The sequence below is a fragment of the Cupriavidus basilensis genome (genome assembly GCF_029335485.1).
GTDB lineage: Bacteria > Pseudomonadota > Gammaproteobacteria > Burkholderiales > Burkholderiaceae > Cupriavidus > Cupriavidus basilensis_E.
This window is the reverse complement of the sequence record NZ_JARJLM010000355.1, coordinates 1-14,659: the sequence shown is the minus strand read 5'-3', so window position 1 is coordinate 14,659 and position 14,659 is coordinate 1. Positions and strand designations below refer to the sequence as shown.

Genomic DNA, 14,659 nt, shown 5'->3' with positions numbered 1-14,659 from the left:
TGGTAGAAACGCGCGGCTGGGCGTGCAATTGCGCATCACGTCGAATGCATGGCAGAAGACCTCAATCCACGACTCTCTCCCGATCCATGCCACCTCCGCCGGTCACCATCTCCATCGCCCTGGTGCACGGCATGCTTGCCGGGGTGCAGGCCCGCGGCCAGTCTTGCGACGTCTACCTGGCCGATGCCGGCATCGCCCCCGCGTTGCTGCAGGAGGCCGGCTCCCGCGTGACCGCGGCCCAGTACATCGACCTCTTCCGCTCCCTGATCCACCGCCGCGGCGACGAAGGCCTGGGCTTCCTGTCGCGGCCGCTCAAGCCTGGCAGCTTCGCCCTGACGGCCCGCTCGGCCCTGGGCGCACCCAACCTGGAGACGGCCATCCGGCGCATTGCGCGCACTTTCCGGCTGGTGCAGGACGACCTCGAACTGCGCCCGGTGCGCGAAGGCGAACTGGCCGGGCTGGCGTTGCACTTCGTCAACCCCGCGGCGGCACGGACGCCCTTTCTGCACGAGATGCTGCTGCGTGTCTTCTGGCGCCTGCTGGCATGGATGGCGGGCGGACAGCTGCCGGTGGCGCGCTTCGATTTCGCCTTCGATTGCCCGCCGCATGTGGGCAGCTATGGCAAGGTCTTTCCCGCGCAGCTGAATTTCGGCCAGCCCCGGTCGGCTTTCTGGTTCGACGCGGCCCGGCTGGAAAACCCGGTACGCCGGGACGAGGCCGCGCTGCGCACCTTCCTGGCGGAAGCACAGGCCAATGTCATCATGCCGCGCCGCGGCGAAGAAAAGACCAGCGCGCGCGTGCGCGCGCATCTGCAGGCCGGGCAACCCGCCTGGCCCGACCTGGCCGCCACGGCGCAAGCGCTGCATATGTCGACCTCGACGCTGCAAAGACGCCTGGCCACGGAGGGAACTTCGTTCCAGGCATTGAAGGACGCGCTGCGCCGCGATATCGCGATCGTCCGCCTGAACACCGGCACGGTGCCCCTGGCAACGCTGGCGCAGGAACTGGGCTTCACCGACAGCGCGGCATTCCAGCGCGCCTTCAAGGGCTGGACGGGCAGCGCGCCGGGGACATATCGCCGGGGCGGCGCGTAAGCGCGCGAGGGGCACGCGCCGGACTGCACTGGCGCCGACGATGCGGACGATGTGCATGACGCGAACAGCGCAGATGACGCGCCGCGCGATCCGCCCCCGCCGAAGAATGGTTAAGATACCCGTTCCGCAGTCTGGCCGGACACCGATAACAAGAGACCCAGAGGAGACCACGCATGCCCAACCCGTTCATCCGCACCACACTGCTGGCCACCGCCCTGCTGCTGGCCTCCCTCTGCGCCCGGGCCGATATCCGCGTCGGCATCGACGTCTCCACCACCGGCCCGGCCGCCTCCATCGGCATCCCTTCCAAGAACACCGTGCTGATGTGGCCGCAGACCCTGGGCGGGCAGCGCGCGCAATACGTGATCTTGGACGACGGCTCGGACCCCGCCGCCGCGGTGCGCAACGTGCGCAAGCTGATCTCCGAGGAAAAGGTGGATGTGGTGGTCGGCCCCAACATCACGCCCACCGCCATTGCCGCGCTGGACGCGGTGGCGGAAGGCGAAACGCCGATGCTCGCGCTGGCCGCCTCCGCCGCCATCATCGAGCCGCAGTCGGACCCCAAGCGCCGCTGGGCCTTCAAGATGCCGCAGAACGATTCCCACATGGCAACGGTGCTCACCGAGTACATGAGCAACCACGGCGTCAGGACAGTCGGCTTTATCGGCTTCAACGATGCCTATGGCGAGAGCTGGTGGCGTGAGTTCTCGAAGCTGGCGGAGGTGCGCAAGCTCAGGGTGGTGGCCAGCGAGCGCTTCTCGCGCAACGATACGTCGGTGACCGGGCAGGTGCTGAAGCTGATGGCCGCAAACCCGGATGCCATCCTGATTGCCGGCGCGGGCACGCCTTCGGTGCTGCCGCAGAAGACGCTGGGCGAGCGCGGCTACAAGGGCAAGGTGTACCAGACGCACGGCATCGCCACCTGGGATTTCCTGCGCATGGGCGGCAAGGATGTGGAGGGGACGCTGTTCCCCACCGGGCCGGTGGTGGTGGCGCGGCAGTTGCCGGATGGCCATCCTGTGAAGAAGGTGGCGCTGGATTTCGTGACGCGCTATGAGGCAAAGTACGGGGCCGACAGCGTGACGCAGTTTGCCGGGGATGCCTGGGGCGCCTGGATGCTGCTGGACGACGCGGCGCGCCGTGCCGCCAGGAGCGGCGCGCAGCCGGGCACGCGGGAGTTCCGCCACGCCATGCGCGATGCGCTGGAGGCCACGGCCAACCTGACCATCCCCAACGGCGTGATGAATATGAACGCGAAGGACCACCAGGGCTTCGACCAGCGCTCGCGCGTGATGGGTGTGATCCGCAATGGCAGGTTTGCCTACGCGGGCGACCAATAAGAGCAAGGACGTTTTGACATGAGCAATGCAACGACAGCAACTTCGCAGGCTTCGGCCTTGACGGTCGGCTTTATCGGCCTGGGCGCGATGGGCACGCCGATGGTGCGCCACCTGATTGCCGCCGGCCACGGCGTGCGCGCGCTGGTGCGCCGCCCGCAAGCACAAGCCGGCGCCCTCGCGCTTGGCGCCCAGCCTTGCGCCACGCCGGCCGAAGTCGCGCGCGGCGCGGCGGTGGTGTTCACCAACGTGACGTCGTCCGAAGACGTGCGCGCGGTGCTGCTGGGCGAGCACGGCGTGATCGAGGGCGCTGCGCCCGGCACCATCTGCATCGACCACAGCACCATCTCGCCCATCGTCACGCGCGAGATTGCCGCCAGGCTGGCGGAGCGCGGCATCGAGGCGCTGGACTGCCCGGTCTCGGGCGGCACGGCCGGCGCCGAGGCAGCCAGCCTGACCATCATGGTGGGCGGCAAGGCGGAACTGCTGGAGCGCGTGCGCCCGCTGCTGGCGCTGCTGGGCAAGACCATCACCCATATCGGCGGCAACGGCGCGGGACAGGTCGCCAAGCTGTGCAACCAGATCGCGCAGGTGGTCAATATCGAAGGCATTGCCGAAGCCATGCGCTTTGCGCAGGCGCAGCAGGTGGACAGCGGCCGTGTGCTGCAGGCCATGGCCACCGGCATGGCGGGCAGCCGCATGCTAGACCTGATGGGGCCGAAGATGGTGGCGCACGACTTCGCGGCCGGCATCGAGGCACGGCTGCACGACAAGGATTTCGGGCTGGCGGCCGACATCGCCAGGCAGCTCGGGCTGGAACTGCCTGCCATGCAGGCCACCTCCCGCCAGTTGGGCATGCTGATGGAGAAGGGCTGGGGCAAGGACGATACGTCGTCGCTGCTGCGGGTGCTGGAGGGCTGACCGGGGCGCTATGCCACGCCCATCATCCGCCGCACCGCCATCGTCAGCGGGCTGTCCCGGTCCGCCAGGTCGTTCATCACATTGAAATGGTGCTTGTCCGGCATCGGCACATGCGCCGTGCCGGGCGCCGATGCGTTGGCGGGCCCGGCGCCGGCATAGCGCAGGTCCTCCAGCCAGCACCTGGCGCGACAGCGCCGCCCCGCTGGCCGGAGCCAGTTGTGACCTGGCGGGATTTACGGCATAATTCCCGGCTCAGCACCGTGCTGGCACGCCGGACTCCCGGCAAATCCGCCAGCACCCACTCCGCCCGGGTGGTGAAACAGGTAGACGCAGGGGACTCAAAATCCCCCGCCGCAAGGCGTGTCGGTTCGAGTCCGACCCCGGGCACCAATGCCGAAGAAGCCGTCCCGGTTCCATCCGTGACGGCTTTTTCATTTCCCGAATGCCGGCACGGCCTTGAAGACGCGACCTTGAATACGCGACCGTCGAGACACGACCGTCAGGACCCGCCCCGCTCCACCAGCACAATGGTCACCAGCAGCGAAGCATCGCTGATCGCCGTCACATCGTGCGCCGCGCCGGACGCCAGGTAGACCAGGTCGCCCGGGCGCAGCAGCCGGTGGCTGCCGTCCACGCCGATATCGACGTCGCCCTCCAGGCATTGCACGGTGATTGGCCCGGCTACCGCATGCGCCGGCAGGTGCTTGCCGGCGCTCAGCACCAGCCGCATGACCTCCAGGCGGCTCTCCTTGAAGAGCGCTGTGGTGGGCGTCTGCCCGAGGCGTTCGCCCAGCGGCAGCACGCTGGCAACCTGGCCGGAGGATAGGTGTGGCAGGGACATGGACGGCTCCTCGTTATGTTCGGTGTGGGGCGTGGCGACCCTTTCTGCTTGTGTGGCGTGTGCGGCGCATGCAACATGGACGACATGCGCGACCTGCTACGTACAGGAAAACTCAACGCGTTCCCCGGCGTCGCTCATCGGCTGGCCAAACGTAATCCAGCCGTGGCCCCGGAGCGCGACCTCGTCGCGGCGGAGGATGATTTCGTCGTCGCCGTCCATGGTGATATGGGTGCCGTTCGCGCTGCGATCGATCAGTATGTACTTGCCGGCGCGGGACTCGACGATCGCGTGGAATCTCGAAGCCTGCCGGTCCGCCACCACGATGGTCATGGCGGCGTCGCGCCCGATGGTGGCCGGTGGCGATGCGCCGTCCATGCGGACCTGGGTCTCCCGATGCCGCAGCGTCAGCAACGCGGGGCGGCGCGCGCGCGGATTCGCTTCGGCCAGCACGGTCATGTCGGCATTCTGCTGCCATATGGCTTCGAACAGTTCGATGGGCCGCTCCTTGCCGCGCACCTGTATCGGGTACAGGTAGCGCGTTGCCTGGCGCAGCCTTGCGGACAGATGCGCCACCGCATCCTTGCTGGTGATGATCTGTCCCCGCGAGGCGAGCTTGGCAAGGCGAGCGGCAAGGTTCACCGTGTCGCCGAACACGTCGCCCGCGCCGTCCCGCAGGATCGGGCCATGGTGAAAGCCGATATGGATCGACAAGGGAACGCCGGATACCGGTGGCAGCAGGGCGACAGCCTGCTGCATGTCGAGTGCCGCCTGCATCGCCTCCCCGGCCGATGGAAACACCACCATGACCTCGTCCCCGATGGTCTTGACGACCCGTCCCTGCAAGGCCGACGAGCAGGATTTCATCACGGCGATGCATTGCCCGATGGCGCCGAAGGCGGCCGCATTGCCGGCCGTCTCGTACAGCCTGGTGCTGTTGCTGACGTCCGCGAACAGCACTGCCCCATCTCCATCGGACACGTCAGGTTTCGGTTCCCGGTCCATATGCGTCTCAACCCATCCGGTCCACTCAGGATCCGCTCAGGATCCACCCGGCCGTTCGCGCGGCGCTCTGCACTGATGGTAGTACGCGCACGGGTTTTGTCCCAACCGCGGCAGGCATGGGCGCAGTACGGCCCCGCCGCTCAGAGGAATGTTTCCGCGATATCGATCGAGGAGCGCTGGCCAAGCGCGTCGAAGTTGTTCGCCAGCCAGGCATCGGCCCGTTCGCGGCCCAGCGTAAAGAGGCCGCGCAGGAAGTCCCAGTCCGCATTGAATTTGCTCGACGCGCCGAGCCGCGCCATTTCATTTTCGGCATCGATGCTGTGGATCAGCATGCGGCGGTAGCGCGCCGGATCGAGCGCGCCCTCGTCGATCAGCCGGGTGATGAACTCGATGGCGCGCATCTCGCGCATCAATGACGAGTTGAAGCTCAGCGTGTTGATGCGGTCGAGGATGTCGCGTGCGGTGGTCGGTACCTGGGGGATGCGGATCGGGTTGAGGCGAATGATCAGCACGTCCCGGCTGTCGGTCTCGTAGATCAGCGGATAGATCGGCGGATTGCCCATGAAGCCGCCATCCCAGTAATACTCTCCGTCGATCTCCACCGCCTGGAACAGCGACGGCAGGCAGGCCGAGGCCAGCACCGCCTTGGCGCAGACCTCCCCGGTGCCGAACACGCGGATGCGGCCGCGCAGCACATTGGTGGCGCACAGGAACAGCTTGACGCTCTTGCTGTCCCGCAGCACGTCGAAATCGACCGTTTCGGCCAGTATGTCCTGCAGCGGGTTGAGGTTGCACGGGTTGAACTGGTAGGGCGAGTAGAAGCGAGTGAGATGGTCGAACATCATCCACGCCGGCGACAGTTCCATATGGCCGCCGCCCATCATCCGGTCCAGCCAGGTGGGTTGCATGGGGCTCAGCCGCGCCCAGTCGGATACCTTGCGCCAGCAGGTCTCGAGCGAGCGCCGCGCCCCTTGCGCGCCGCCGCTGGCGAGGCCATAGGCGAGCACGGTGGCGTTGATCGCGCCGGCGCTGGTGCCGCTGATGCCGTCGATACCGATGCGTCCGTCTTCAAGCAAGCGGTCGAGCACGCCCCAGCTGAAGGCACCGTGGGTGCCGCCCCCCTGCAGCGCGATATTGATGCGGCGGACTGCGGGGGGTTGCTTCGCTTCCACTTCCATGGCGGCCTCCTGGGCGTGCTTCGGGTGGCGGCCGCCGGTTTCAATCCTGCCGTGCCGGTTGAGGCACCGGCCGGGCAAGCCGCCATGCCAGGTTGCGGCGGGCGCGGGCTTCGCAGCGAGCCTGGAATACCTCTGTATGGTAGATGCGGGGCCGCGCCAGCAGGGTGGCCAGGAAGGCCCGGGCGCTGGCGTCGAAAGCGGCATCGTCCAGTCCCGGCTGCTCGGCCCGCAGGTTCGCTTCGTTCTGGCGGAATCGCGCCCGGCTTCCCCCCAGGTCCGCCAGGTCGACATCGAGGGCGAACCGGGTATCGGGATCGGCAGGCGCGCACGCATGCGTGGTGGCCAGGATCATCCGGGCAACGTGGCCGGCCGCGGCAATGCGGCCATCGGCGTGGCGTTGCAGCCACGCGGCGCTGCGCTGCTCGTTGTCCGCGGCGCCGGGGCTATAAATCACATCGTGGCACCACAGCGCCAGCTCCACGGCGTCCGCATCGGGAATCCCGGCGCGCGCCCAGTCCACATGGCGCAGACAGCGGCGAATGTGGTGGAGCGTGTGATAACGGCGCGCCGGCTCGGCATAGTGCCGCGCCAGGTCGGCATAGACGGCTTCCCCGTGCGCGCCGCCACAGCGCGACCACAGCGCCAGGAAGCGCGCTTGCGTCTGGTTCATTCCACCTCCTTCGCGCCGGCACTTCGGAATATCTCATCCCCTGCGCTGCCCGGGCAGGCAACTCCCTCGACTATTCTATGTTTGGGCGCCATGCCCGACACGCCTTCCGGCGAGGCCAGCCGGCCTTGGGAGTACCGGCGTGCCGACGCGGGAGCATTGCCATGCAAGCTCGATTGGCCGGTCTGGTTTGCGCAGCCATCTTCGCGGTCTGCGCCTGCGCAAGCCTGCAGCCCGAGCAGACCGGGAACAGGTTGATCGGCAGCCCGGAAAGCAGCGTGCGCGATACGTTTGGCGCGCCCAGCGAGCGCTACCGGCTGGCCAACGGCGCAACACGCTGGATCTATTCCCGGCAACCCCTCGGCTTTTACGTCTACGCAGCGGATTTCGATGCCGGCGGAAAGCTCACCGGCTTCCGCCAGATGCTGACGGAAAATGAGATTTACAAGGCACAGGTCGGAGTCTGGACCAAACGCGACATCGAAGAACGCTTTGGCAAGCCGCGGGACCCGATCCAGTATTACCCGCTGATGAAGCGGGAGGCCTGGTCCTATCGTCTCTACAGAGACGGTTACCTGCCGGCCCACTTTAGCTGCTACTTCGACGACAGCGGTGTGTTGCAGCAGACCATGATCATTGTCGATCCGTTGGGCGGCGGCGGCCATGGCAGGGTCAGGTGAGGGAGCGTGATTCGTCCCTGGCTATTTGGCTATTCACTTTGCATAGCGCGTTGCATGCGGGGCGGGCTGCTTTCATGAAGCCTCCCCCACCAGCGCCCGGATCCATGCATGCACGACCCGCACCTCCGGCGAAGTCTCGATCCGCTCCGAAGCCATCAGGTAGTACGAGTGTGCCGACGACAGGCTGACCGGCGACAGCCGCACCAGTTGCCCGGACTTGAGCAGATGCAGCAGCAGCGAGCGGCGTCCGTACGCGATGCCTTGCCCGCGCATGGCGGCGTCCAGCATCAGGCCGGTATCGGTGAACGTGGTGACGCGATGGCTGCGCGGCATGGGCAGGCCCGCCTCCCGGAACCAGGGCTCCCAGCCGTGGCGGCTGTGCGAGAGCAGCATGGCTTCGCCGAACAGCCTGGGCAGCGCGCGCTGCGATAGCGTGGCGAGGTAGGACGGCGCGGCCACGGGAAACCACTCGTCGTGTCCGAGATCGAGATGCGGCTCGACCGGCTTGGCGCGGGCGAAACGCAGCGCGATGTCGGCCTCGCCGTGGCGCGGCACGATCATCTGGCTGGTGGGGTCGAGCGCGATGGCGATCTGCGGATGATTGCGCTGGAACTCGGCCAGCGCGGGCACCACGCGAAAGCGGGCGAACGACGGCAGCAGGCTCACGCGCACGGTGCGCGCATCGCGCGGCGGGCCAAAGGCTTCGCCCAGCGTGGCCAGCGCCTGCCGCACCGGCCCAAGCAGCCGCTCGGCCTCGGGCGTGGGCGTCACGGTGCGCGTGGTACGCGCGAACAGCGCCACGCCGCATAGTTGCTCGAGCTCGCGGATGCGATGGCTCACCGTACTGTGGGCCACGCTGAGCTCCTCGGCAGCGCGGTGGAAGCTGCGCAGGCGCGCGACGGCATCGAAGGCCAGCAACAGCGGAATTGGCGGGATGTGCTTCATGATGGGGCACGCGGGCCATCCGCCGGCTCAGCGCAGGCGGCCATGGCCATGGTTTCGGCTATGGCCGGGGAGCAGCCGGTAGCGACGATGCGAGAAACGGAAAGGCTTCGGATGACGATGCGCGATCATAGCGCACGCGCGGTTCGCCACGCCCAGCCAAAGAGGCCGGCGAAGGCCAGCGGGCCCCACGCGTACAGCAATTCGCCCAGGTCCGGCAGCCAGGCGCGCTGTGCCAGCGCGGCGTCCCCGGCGCGCGCCCAGTCGGCGGCCAGCAGGGTCAGGCAGGCCGCCTGCACCAGGATGCTGCGGCCCGCCCGCTCGGTGCCGATGGCGGCAGCGGCGGCCAGCGGCAGCAGGCCAAAAGTCAGGGCGGACAGCATGGGCATCTCCCGGCGCCGTGGCGCGCTTCTTCTACGGATGGAAAGACGCCACTGTAGGTCCGGACCGCCCCCGCTTTGATGAAAGATGCGGCGGGATTATGCGATGCGGTCGACCAATGCGCTTCCGACCGGCCTGACGAAGCCTGCGCTGCCAACCAGTGCAGGCGGCACGCCGGGGCGCGTCCGCGCGGCTCTGGTATGGTGGGCGCTCCGCCTTCCGCCACCACCGAGCCGCATGCCTGCCTCCTTGTCCGCCACGCTGTCCGCCACCTTGCTGCCAGCCGCCTGGGTTTCCTCGCTGCCGGGCGCCTTGCCGATGAACCCGTCCTGGTGGTGGCCGGCGCTGTTCACGCTGGCCGAATGGACGATCCGCCTGGCCATGCTGGTCTACGTGCCGCAGCGCCGCGCACCGGCGGCGGCGCGCACCTGGCTGCTGCTGATCTTCTTCCTGCCGTGGCTGGGGCTGCTGCTGTATGCCCTGTTCGGCCGCATCTACTATCCCAAGTCGCGCCGTGTGAAGCTGGCGCGCATCAACCAGGGCATCGAGCGCGTGCGCGGCCCGCTGGAGCGCTTCGCGCCGCTGCAGCCGCTGCCCGCTGGCGTGGCCGCCGATACCGCCGGCCTGATCGAGCGGCTCGGCTCCTACTGGCCGATGCGCGGCAATGCCGTGGCGCTGATGGATGACTACCAGGCCGTGGTGGCCAGGATGATCGCCGATATCGATGCCGCCACGCGCCAGGTCCACCTGCTGGTCTACATCTACGCCGACGACGGCACCGCGCGCGCCGTCACCGATGCGCTGCTGCGGGCCAGCGCACGCGGCGTGCAGTGCCGCCTGCTGGTGGATGCGCTGGGCGCCCGCGCGGGATGGCGCGCTTTCTCCGGCAGGCTGCGCGAGGGCGGCGTGGAAGTGGTGCAGGCCCTGCCGATGCGCTCGCTGTCGGCGGTGCTCAAGGGCAAGAGCGCGCGCTTCGACCTGCGCAACCATCGCAAGATCCTGGTGGTGGACGGCCGCATCGGCTACATCGGCTCGCAGAACGTGATCGATGCCGAGTCCATGCCGGGGTTGCCCAACGAGGAGCTGGTGGCGCGCGTGACGGGACCGGTGGTGGCCCAGCTACAGGCGGTATTCCTCGCCGACCGCTACCTGGAAACCGGCGAGAACGGCGGCGGCGGCTTCACCCCGGAGAACTTCCCGCCGGTGGAGCCGCAAGGCCCGCATACCGCGCAGATGCTGCCCAGCGGCCCGGGCTACGGTACGCAGAACGCGCAGATGGCGCTGATCAGCATGATCCACCAGGCGCGCAGCGAGGTGGTGATCACCACGCCCTACTTCGTGCCGGACGAAGCCTTCCTGCAAGCGCTGCACCTGGCCTGCTACCGGGGCGTGGCGGTGCACCTGGTGCTGTCGCAGCGGATCGACCAGCGTTTTACCCAGGCCGCGCAGGAAGCCTACTTCGGCATGCTGCTGGACTCGGGCGTGCGGATCCACCTGTATCGCCCGGCTTTCCTGCATGCCAAGCACGTCACCATCGACGACGCCGTGGCAATGGTGGGATCGACCAATATGGATATCCGCTCTTTCGCGCTCAACGCGGAAGCCGCGCTGGTGATCTACGACCGCGCCGTGGTGGCGCGCATGCGGCAGATCCAGCAGCGCTACCTGGCCAATAGCGCGCTGGTGGATCGCGCGGAGTGGCAGCGGCGTCCGCTGCATACGCGCACCTGGCAGAACCTCTGCCGGCTGGCGGATTCGCTGCTGTAGCGGCGCGGCCGCGGGCATCGGCGCCCGCGGCCGGCATGCCGGCGGCTTAGCGTGCTTCCACGAAGCCCAGTACCGTTTCCAGCATGGTCTTGAGGGTGGGCTGCAGGCGCGTGGCCAGGACCTCGTCATAGGCGAACGGATAGGTCTCGCTCATATAGACCGACTGCGCCAGTTCGAGCTGCACCGCGTGCACGCCCTGCGCCGGCGCGCCATATTGGCGCGTGATGTAGCCGCCCTTGAAGCGGCCGTTGAGCACGGAGGTATAGCCGGGGGCGGCGCTGGCGATCTCCAGCAACTGCTCGGCCAGCGCGGCATCGCAGCTGGCGCCGTTGGCGCTGCCGAGGTTGAAGTCGGTCAGCTTGCCGTCGAAGAAGCGCGGCAGCACCGAGCGGATCGAGTGCGCGTCCCACAGCGCGATGGTGCCGTGCGCGGCGCGCAGGCGGGCCAGCTCCTCGGCAAGAGCGGCGTGGTACGGTCGCCAGATGGCGTCGCGGCGCGCCGCGATCTCGCCGTCGGCGGGGCCGTTGCCGTCGGCGTACAGCGGCGTCTTGTCGAAGGTATCGACCGGACACAGGCCGGTGGTGTCCTGGCCGGGATAGAGATTGGCGTTGTCGGGCGGGCGGTTCAGGTCCACCACATAGCGCGAGTGCGTGGCCACCAGGATGGAGGCGCCGAGTTCGCGCGCGAAATCGTAGAGGCGTTCGAGGTGCCAGTCGGTATCGGGCACCGTACGCGCCTCGGCGGTCAGCCGTGCGGAGACGGAGGCCGGCAGGTGGGTGCCGACGTGCGGCATCGACACCAGCAGCGGGCGGGTGCCGCGATGCAGCGTGAAAGCGGGGGTATCGGTCGAGAAAGCCATGTTTTGTGTTTGCAACCTATAGGCAAAGGCAAAGGCGCTGGTACTCGCTGATGCGGCCTGAAACTTGTATCGTCAAGCATCAGGCCGCATGCGGGGCGCCGGATTTCAGTCTGTCAGCAGGCTGGCGCGCGCCGCGGCGAAGCGCTTGCCGGCCTCGGCCTGCGCCGGGTGCGCGCCATGCCGCACGCGCGTGCGGCCCGCCGTGCGGACTTCCGCTAGTGTCTCATGTCCGTGGTTGGTGAACACATGGACCGCCAGCGCCTGGCTGCCGGACAGGCCCGCCAGCGCCGGGTGCGCCCCGTCGAGCACCACGAAATCGGCCTGCTGCCCGACTGCCAGCGCGCCGATGGCGCGGCCCGAGGCGCGCGCGCCGCCGGCCGCGGCGTCCAGGTAGAGGCGGTCGGCCACTTGCCTGTGCGTGTCCGATGCCAGCACGTTGCGCTTTTGCAGGGCAAGGCGCTGGCCGTACTCGAACAGCCGCAGTTCTTCCGCCAGGCTGACGCTGGCATGGCTGTCGGAACCGATGCCCCATGCGCCGCCCTGCGCCAGGTAAGGCGCGGCGTCGAACACGCCGTCGCCCAGATTGGCCTCGGTGGTGGGGCAGATGCCGGCCACCGCGCCGCTATGCGCAAGGCGCCGCCGTTCGTCCCAGTCCAGGTGGGTGGCATGCACCAGGCACCAGCGGGCGTCGACCTGCGCATGGTCGAGCAGCCACGCCACCGGGCGCGTGCCGGTGAGCGTGATGCACTCGTCCACCTCGCGCTGCTGCTCGGCGATATGGATGTGCACCGGCGCGCGCGGGTCCATGGCGTGCAGGCCCGCCACGGCATCGGCAAGGCTTTGCGGCGGCACCGCGCGCAGGGAGTGCGGCGCCAGCCCCAGCCGCGCCTGGCCGTGGCATTGCGGGGCCAGGCGGCCGAGCAAGGCCAGCATGGCGTCGACGTCGTGCAGGAAGCGGCGCTGCTCCGCCAGCGCGGGCTTGCCGCCGAAGCCGGCGGTCTGGTACAGCACCGGCAGCAGCGTGATGCCGATGCCGGCGGTCGCGGCCGCGCGCAGCAGGCGCAGCGACATCTCGGCGGGATCGGCGTAGGGCTTGCCGTCCGGGTCGTGATGCACGTAGTGGAACTCGCACACGCTGGTATAGCCGGCGCGCAGCATCTCGATATAGAGCTGCGTGGCGATGGCCTCGAGCGTATCGGGCGAGAGCCGCAGCGCGAAGCGGTACATCAGCTTGCGCCAGCTCCAGAAGGAGTCGCTCTCCTGGCCCTCGGCCAGCGCTTCGCTGCGGTATTCCGTCAGGCCGGCAAAGCCGCGCTGGAACGCGTGCGAGTGCAGGTTGGCCATGCCCGGCAGCAGCGGGCCGGCGGCACGCGGCACGGCGCTGGCCGGCACGGCGCCGGCCTGCACGGTGGTGAGCGCGCCGGCATCGTCCCAGGCCAGCAGTACATCGCGGGCCCAGCCCGTGGGCAGCAGGGCCTCGGGGGCGAACAGGCTTCCCGCTCTCATGGCTGCACGCCTTGCGCCGGCGCGGCGCCCGGGTAGACCTTGCCCTGCCGCACCACGGCGGCGGCCGGATTGCGGCCGAACCAGTAGGCCAGCTCGGCCGGCGAATCGACCTGCCACAGCACGAAATCGGCGGCGCGCCCCGGGGCCAGCAAACCGTGACGATCCGCCGCGCCGAGCGCGCGCGCTGCATGCGCGGTGACACCCGCCAGCACTTCGGGCACGGTCAGCCGGAACAGGGTGCACGCCATATTCATCATCAGCAGCAGCGAAGTGACGGGCGAGGTACCGGGATTGTGATCAGTGGAGATCGCCATCGGCACCCCATGCCGGCGCAGCAGTTCGATCGGCGGCAGGTGGGTGTCGCGCAGGAAATAATAGGCGCCCGGCAGCAGGACCGCCACCGTGCCGGACTCCGCCATGGCCATGACGCCGGCTTCGTCGAGATGCTCCAGGTGGTCGGCCGACAGCGCGCGGTAACGCGCGGCCAGCGCCGAGCCGCCCAGGTTGCTGAGCTGCTCGGCATGCAGCTTGACGCGCAGGCCGTGGCGCTGGGCGGCCTGGAATACGCGCTCGGTCTGCGCCAGGCTGAAGCCCACCGATTCGCAGAACGCGTCCACCGCATCGACGAGGCCCTCCTCGGCCAGCGCCGGCATCATGGTGTCGCACACCAGCGCGATATAGTCGTCGGCGCGGCCCGCGTATTCCGGCGGCAGCGCGTGCGCGCCGAGAAAGGTGGTGTGCACCGTCACGCCGAAGGCCTCGCCCAGGCGGCGCGCCACGCGCAGTTGCTTGCGCTCGCTGGCGAGGTCCAGGCCGTAGCCGGACTTGATCTCCAGCGCGGTCACGCCCTCGGCCAGCAGCGGCGCCAGGCGCGCGGCCGCCAGTGCGAACAGCGTGTCCTCGTCGGCGGCGCGGGTGGCGCGCACGGTGGAGACGATGCCGCCGCCCGCGCGGGCGATCTCCTCGTAGCCGGCGCCGGCCAGGCGCATGGCGAACTCGTCCGCGCGCTGGCCGCCGTAGACCAGGTGGGTGTGGCAATCGACCAGGCCAGGCGTGATCCACGCGTTGCCGGCATCGAAGCGCGGCAGCGCGGCGTAGTCCCGCGGCAGTTCGGCCAGCGGGCCGAGCCAGGCGATGCGGCCCTGCTGCACGACCAGCGCCGCGTCGCGGATGGCCCGGGCGGGATCGCCATCGGGCAGCAGGTGGCAGCGATGCCAGACGCCGTCGGCGGACGCGGCGGGCGGATGGGTGACGGCGGCCTGCGCCGGGTTCAGGTTCATTACGGGTTCTCCATTTCCAGGGTGACGCACAGGCAGAGCGCGGGCTCGGACATCGCCTGCAGGCGGTACGGCACCGCCACGCCTGCGGCGAACAACAGGCCATCGTCGCTGGCCAGCACGGCCTGGCCGCCCTGACCGGCGGCGCCGTGCCGCCATGCCCCCTCGATGACAAACAGCAGCACGGCATGCGCGCCGGGGGCCAAG

14 protein-coding genes, 1 tRNA gene and 1 pseudogene are annotated in these 14,659 nt (G+C 68.9%); 6 read left to right on the top strand and 10 right to left on the bottom strand.

From position 1 onward, the window contains the following. Positions 1-86 precede the first annotated feature (86 nt). From P3W85_RS21070 to P3W85_RS21055, 4 genes are all read left to right on the top strand, one after another. A complete protein-coding gene (locus P3W85_RS21070) occupies positions 87-1,094 on the top strand; it encodes an AraC family transcriptional regulator (protein ID WP_017223861.1) in 1,008 nt (335 codons plus the stop codon). Positions 1,095-1,267: 173 nt separating this feature from the next. Continuing rightward, positions 1,268-2,434 (top strand): ABC transporter substrate-binding protein, encoded by a 1,167-nt coding sequence (locus tag P3W85_RS21065; protein ID WP_276266219.1) that lies wholly within the window; start codon positions 1,268-1,270, stop codon positions 2,432-2,434. Between the two features lie 18 nt (positions 2,435-2,452). Continuing rightward, on the top strand, positions 2,453-3,352 hold the full coding sequence (locus tag P3W85_RS21060) for an NAD(P)-dependent oxidoreductase (RefSeq protein WP_276266218.1): 900 nt from the start codon (positions 2,453-2,455) through the stop codon (positions 3,350-3,352). Between the two features lie 305 nt (positions 3,353-3,657). Beyond that, a tRNA-Leu gene (locus tag P3W85_RS21055) sits at positions 3,658-3,742 on the top strand. A gap of 109 nt (positions 3,743-3,851) precedes the next feature. Here P3W85_RS21055 and P3W85_RS21050 read toward each other — a convergent pair. From P3W85_RS21050 to P3W85_RS21035, 4 genes are all read right to left on the bottom strand, one after another. Beyond that, entirely contained in the window at positions 3,852-4,193 is a 342-nt protein-coding gene (locus tag P3W85_RS21050; protein ID WP_017224215.1) for a cupin domain-containing protein, read from the bottom strand. Positions 4,194-4,289: 96 nt separating this feature from the next. After that, positions 4,290-5,195, bottom strand: coding sequence for an adenylate/guanylate cyclase domain-containing protein (locus P3W85_RS21045; protein ID WP_035805641.1), 906 nt, complete (start codon positions 5,193-5,195; stop codon positions 4,290-4,292). A gap of 140 nt (positions 5,196-5,335) precedes the next feature. Then, a complete protein-coding gene (locus P3W85_RS21040; RefSeq protein WP_017224213.1) occupies positions 5,336-6,373 on the bottom strand; it encodes a patatin-like phospholipase family protein in 1,038 nt (345 codons plus the stop codon). A 40-nt stretch (positions 6,374-6,413) separates the two neighbouring features. Further along, positions 6,414-7,043 (bottom strand): HD domain-containing protein, encoded by a 630-nt coding sequence (locus tag P3W85_RS21035; RefSeq protein ID WP_017224212.1) that lies wholly within the window; start codon positions 7,041-7,043, stop codon positions 6,414-6,416. 161 nt (positions 7,044-7,204) lie between these two features. Between P3W85_RS21035 and P3W85_RS21030 the strand changes: the two genes are divergently transcribed. Then, entirely contained in the window at positions 7,205-7,720 is a 516-nt protein-coding gene (locus P3W85_RS21030) for a hypothetical protein (RefSeq protein ID WP_276266217.1), read from the top strand. A gap of 72 nt (positions 7,721-7,792) precedes the next feature. Here P3W85_RS21030 and P3W85_RS21025 read toward each other — a convergent pair whose 3' ends face one another. Together P3W85_RS21025 and P3W85_RS21020 are read right to left on the bottom strand one after the other, a co-directional pair. Further along, the gene (locus P3W85_RS21025) at positions 7,793-8,665 is read right to left on the bottom strand and encodes a LysR substrate-binding domain-containing protein (protein WP_276266216.1); all 873 of its coding nucleotides are present in this window, start codon (positions 8,663-8,665) and stop codon (positions 7,793-7,795) included. A 125-nt stretch (positions 8,666-8,790) separates the two neighbouring features. Next, entirely contained in the window at positions 8,791-9,045 is a 255-nt protein-coding gene (locus P3W85_RS21020; protein ID WP_276266215.1) for a hypothetical protein, read from the bottom strand. A 235-nt stretch (positions 9,046-9,280) separates the two neighbouring features. Here P3W85_RS21020 and cls point away from each other — a divergent pair, with 235 nt between their 5' ends. After that, entirely contained in the window at positions 9,281-10,810 is a 1,530-nt protein-coding gene (gene cls / locus P3W85_RS21015) for a cardiolipin synthase (RefSeq protein ID WP_276266214.1), read from the top strand. A gap of 46 nt (positions 10,811-10,856) precedes the next feature. Here cls and hutG read toward each other — a convergent pair whose 3' ends face one another. The 4 genes and pseudogenes from hutG to P3W85_RS20995 all read right to left on the bottom strand — a co-directional run. Further along, complete coding sequence (hutG, locus tag P3W85_RS21010; protein WP_276266213.1) at positions 10,857-11,669, bottom strand: N-formylglutamate deformylase; 813 nt, start codon at positions 11,667-11,669, stop codon at positions 10,857-10,859. 105 nt (positions 11,670-11,774) lie between these two features. After that, the gene (locus tag P3W85_RS21005; protein WP_276266212.1) at positions 11,775-13,175 is read right to left on the bottom strand and encodes a formimidoylglutamate deiminase; all 1,401 of its coding nucleotides are present in this window, start codon (positions 13,173-13,175) and stop codon (positions 11,775-11,777) included. Beyond that, the gene (gene hutI, locus P3W85_RS21000) at positions 13,172-14,455 is read right to left on the bottom strand and encodes an imidazolonepropionase (protein WP_276266211.1); all 1,284 of its coding nucleotides are present in this window, start codon (positions 14,453-14,455) and stop codon (positions 13,172-13,174) included. The genes P3W85_RS21005 and hutI overlap by 4 nt, the downstream gene beginning before the upstream one ends. Beyond that, positions 14,455-14,659 (bottom strand): annotated as a pseudogene (locus tag P3W85_RS20995) (HutD family protein); the annotation flags it as partial. The gene hutI and the pseudogene P3W85_RS20995, both read right to left, overlap by 1 nt.

Excerpts from the sequence above, each read along its gene's own strand:
- P3W85_RS21005 (WP_276266212.1), bottom strand. The coding sequence starts at position 13,175 with ATGAGAGCGGGAAGCCTGTTCGCCCCCGAGGCCCTGCTGCCCACGGGC.
- P3W85_RS21025 (WP_276266216.1), bottom strand. The coding sequence starts at position 8,665 with ATGAAGCACATCCCGCCAATTCCGCTGTTGCTGGCCTTCGATGCCGTC.
- cls (WP_276266214.1), top strand. The coding sequence starts at position 9,281 with ATGCCTGCCTCCTTGTCCGCCACGCTGTCCGCCACCTTGCTGCCAGCC.
- P3W85_RS21060 (WP_276266218.1), top strand. The coding sequence starts at position 2,453 with ATGAGCAATGCAACGACAGCAACTTCGCAGGCTTCGGCCTTGACGGTC.
- P3W85_RS21030 (WP_276266217.1), top strand. The coding sequence starts at position 7,205 with ATGCAAGCTCGATTGGCCGGTCTGGTTTGCGCAGCCATCTTCGCGGTC.
- P3W85_RS21070 (WP_017223861.1), top strand. The coding sequence starts at position 87 with ATGCCACCTCCGCCGGTCACCATCTCCATCGCCCTGGTGCACGGCATG.
- hutI (WP_276266211.1), bottom strand. The coding sequence starts at position 14,455 with ATGAACCTGAACCCGGCGCAGGCCGCCGTCACCCATCCGCCCGCCGCG.
- hutG (WP_276266213.1), bottom strand. The coding sequence starts at position 11,669 with ATGGCTTTCTCGACCGATACCCCCGCTTTCACGCTGCATCGCGGCACC.
- P3W85_RS21020 (WP_276266215.1), bottom strand. The coding sequence starts at position 9,045 with ATGCTGTCCGCCCTGACTTTTGGCCTGCTGCCGCTGGCCGCCGCTGCC.
- P3W85_RS21065 (WP_276266219.1), top strand. The coding sequence starts at position 1,268 with ATGCCCAACCCGTTCATCCGCACCACACTGCTGGCCACCGCCCTGCTG.
- P3W85_RS21035 (WP_017224212.1), bottom strand. The coding sequence starts at position 7,043 with ATGAACCAGACGCAAGCGCGCTTCCTGGCGCTGTGGTCGCGCTGTGGC.
- P3W85_RS21040 (WP_017224213.1), bottom strand. The coding sequence starts at position 6,373 with ATGGAAGTGGAAGCGAAGCAACCCCCCGCAGTCCGCCGCATCAATATC.
- P3W85_RS21050 (WP_017224215.1), bottom strand. The coding sequence starts at position 4,193 with ATGTCCCTGCCACACCTATCCTCCGGCCAGGTTGCCAGCGTGCTGCCG.
- P3W85_RS21045 (WP_035805641.1), bottom strand. The coding sequence starts at position 5,195 with ATGGACCGGGAACCGAAACCTGACGTGTCCGATGGAGATGGGGCAGTG.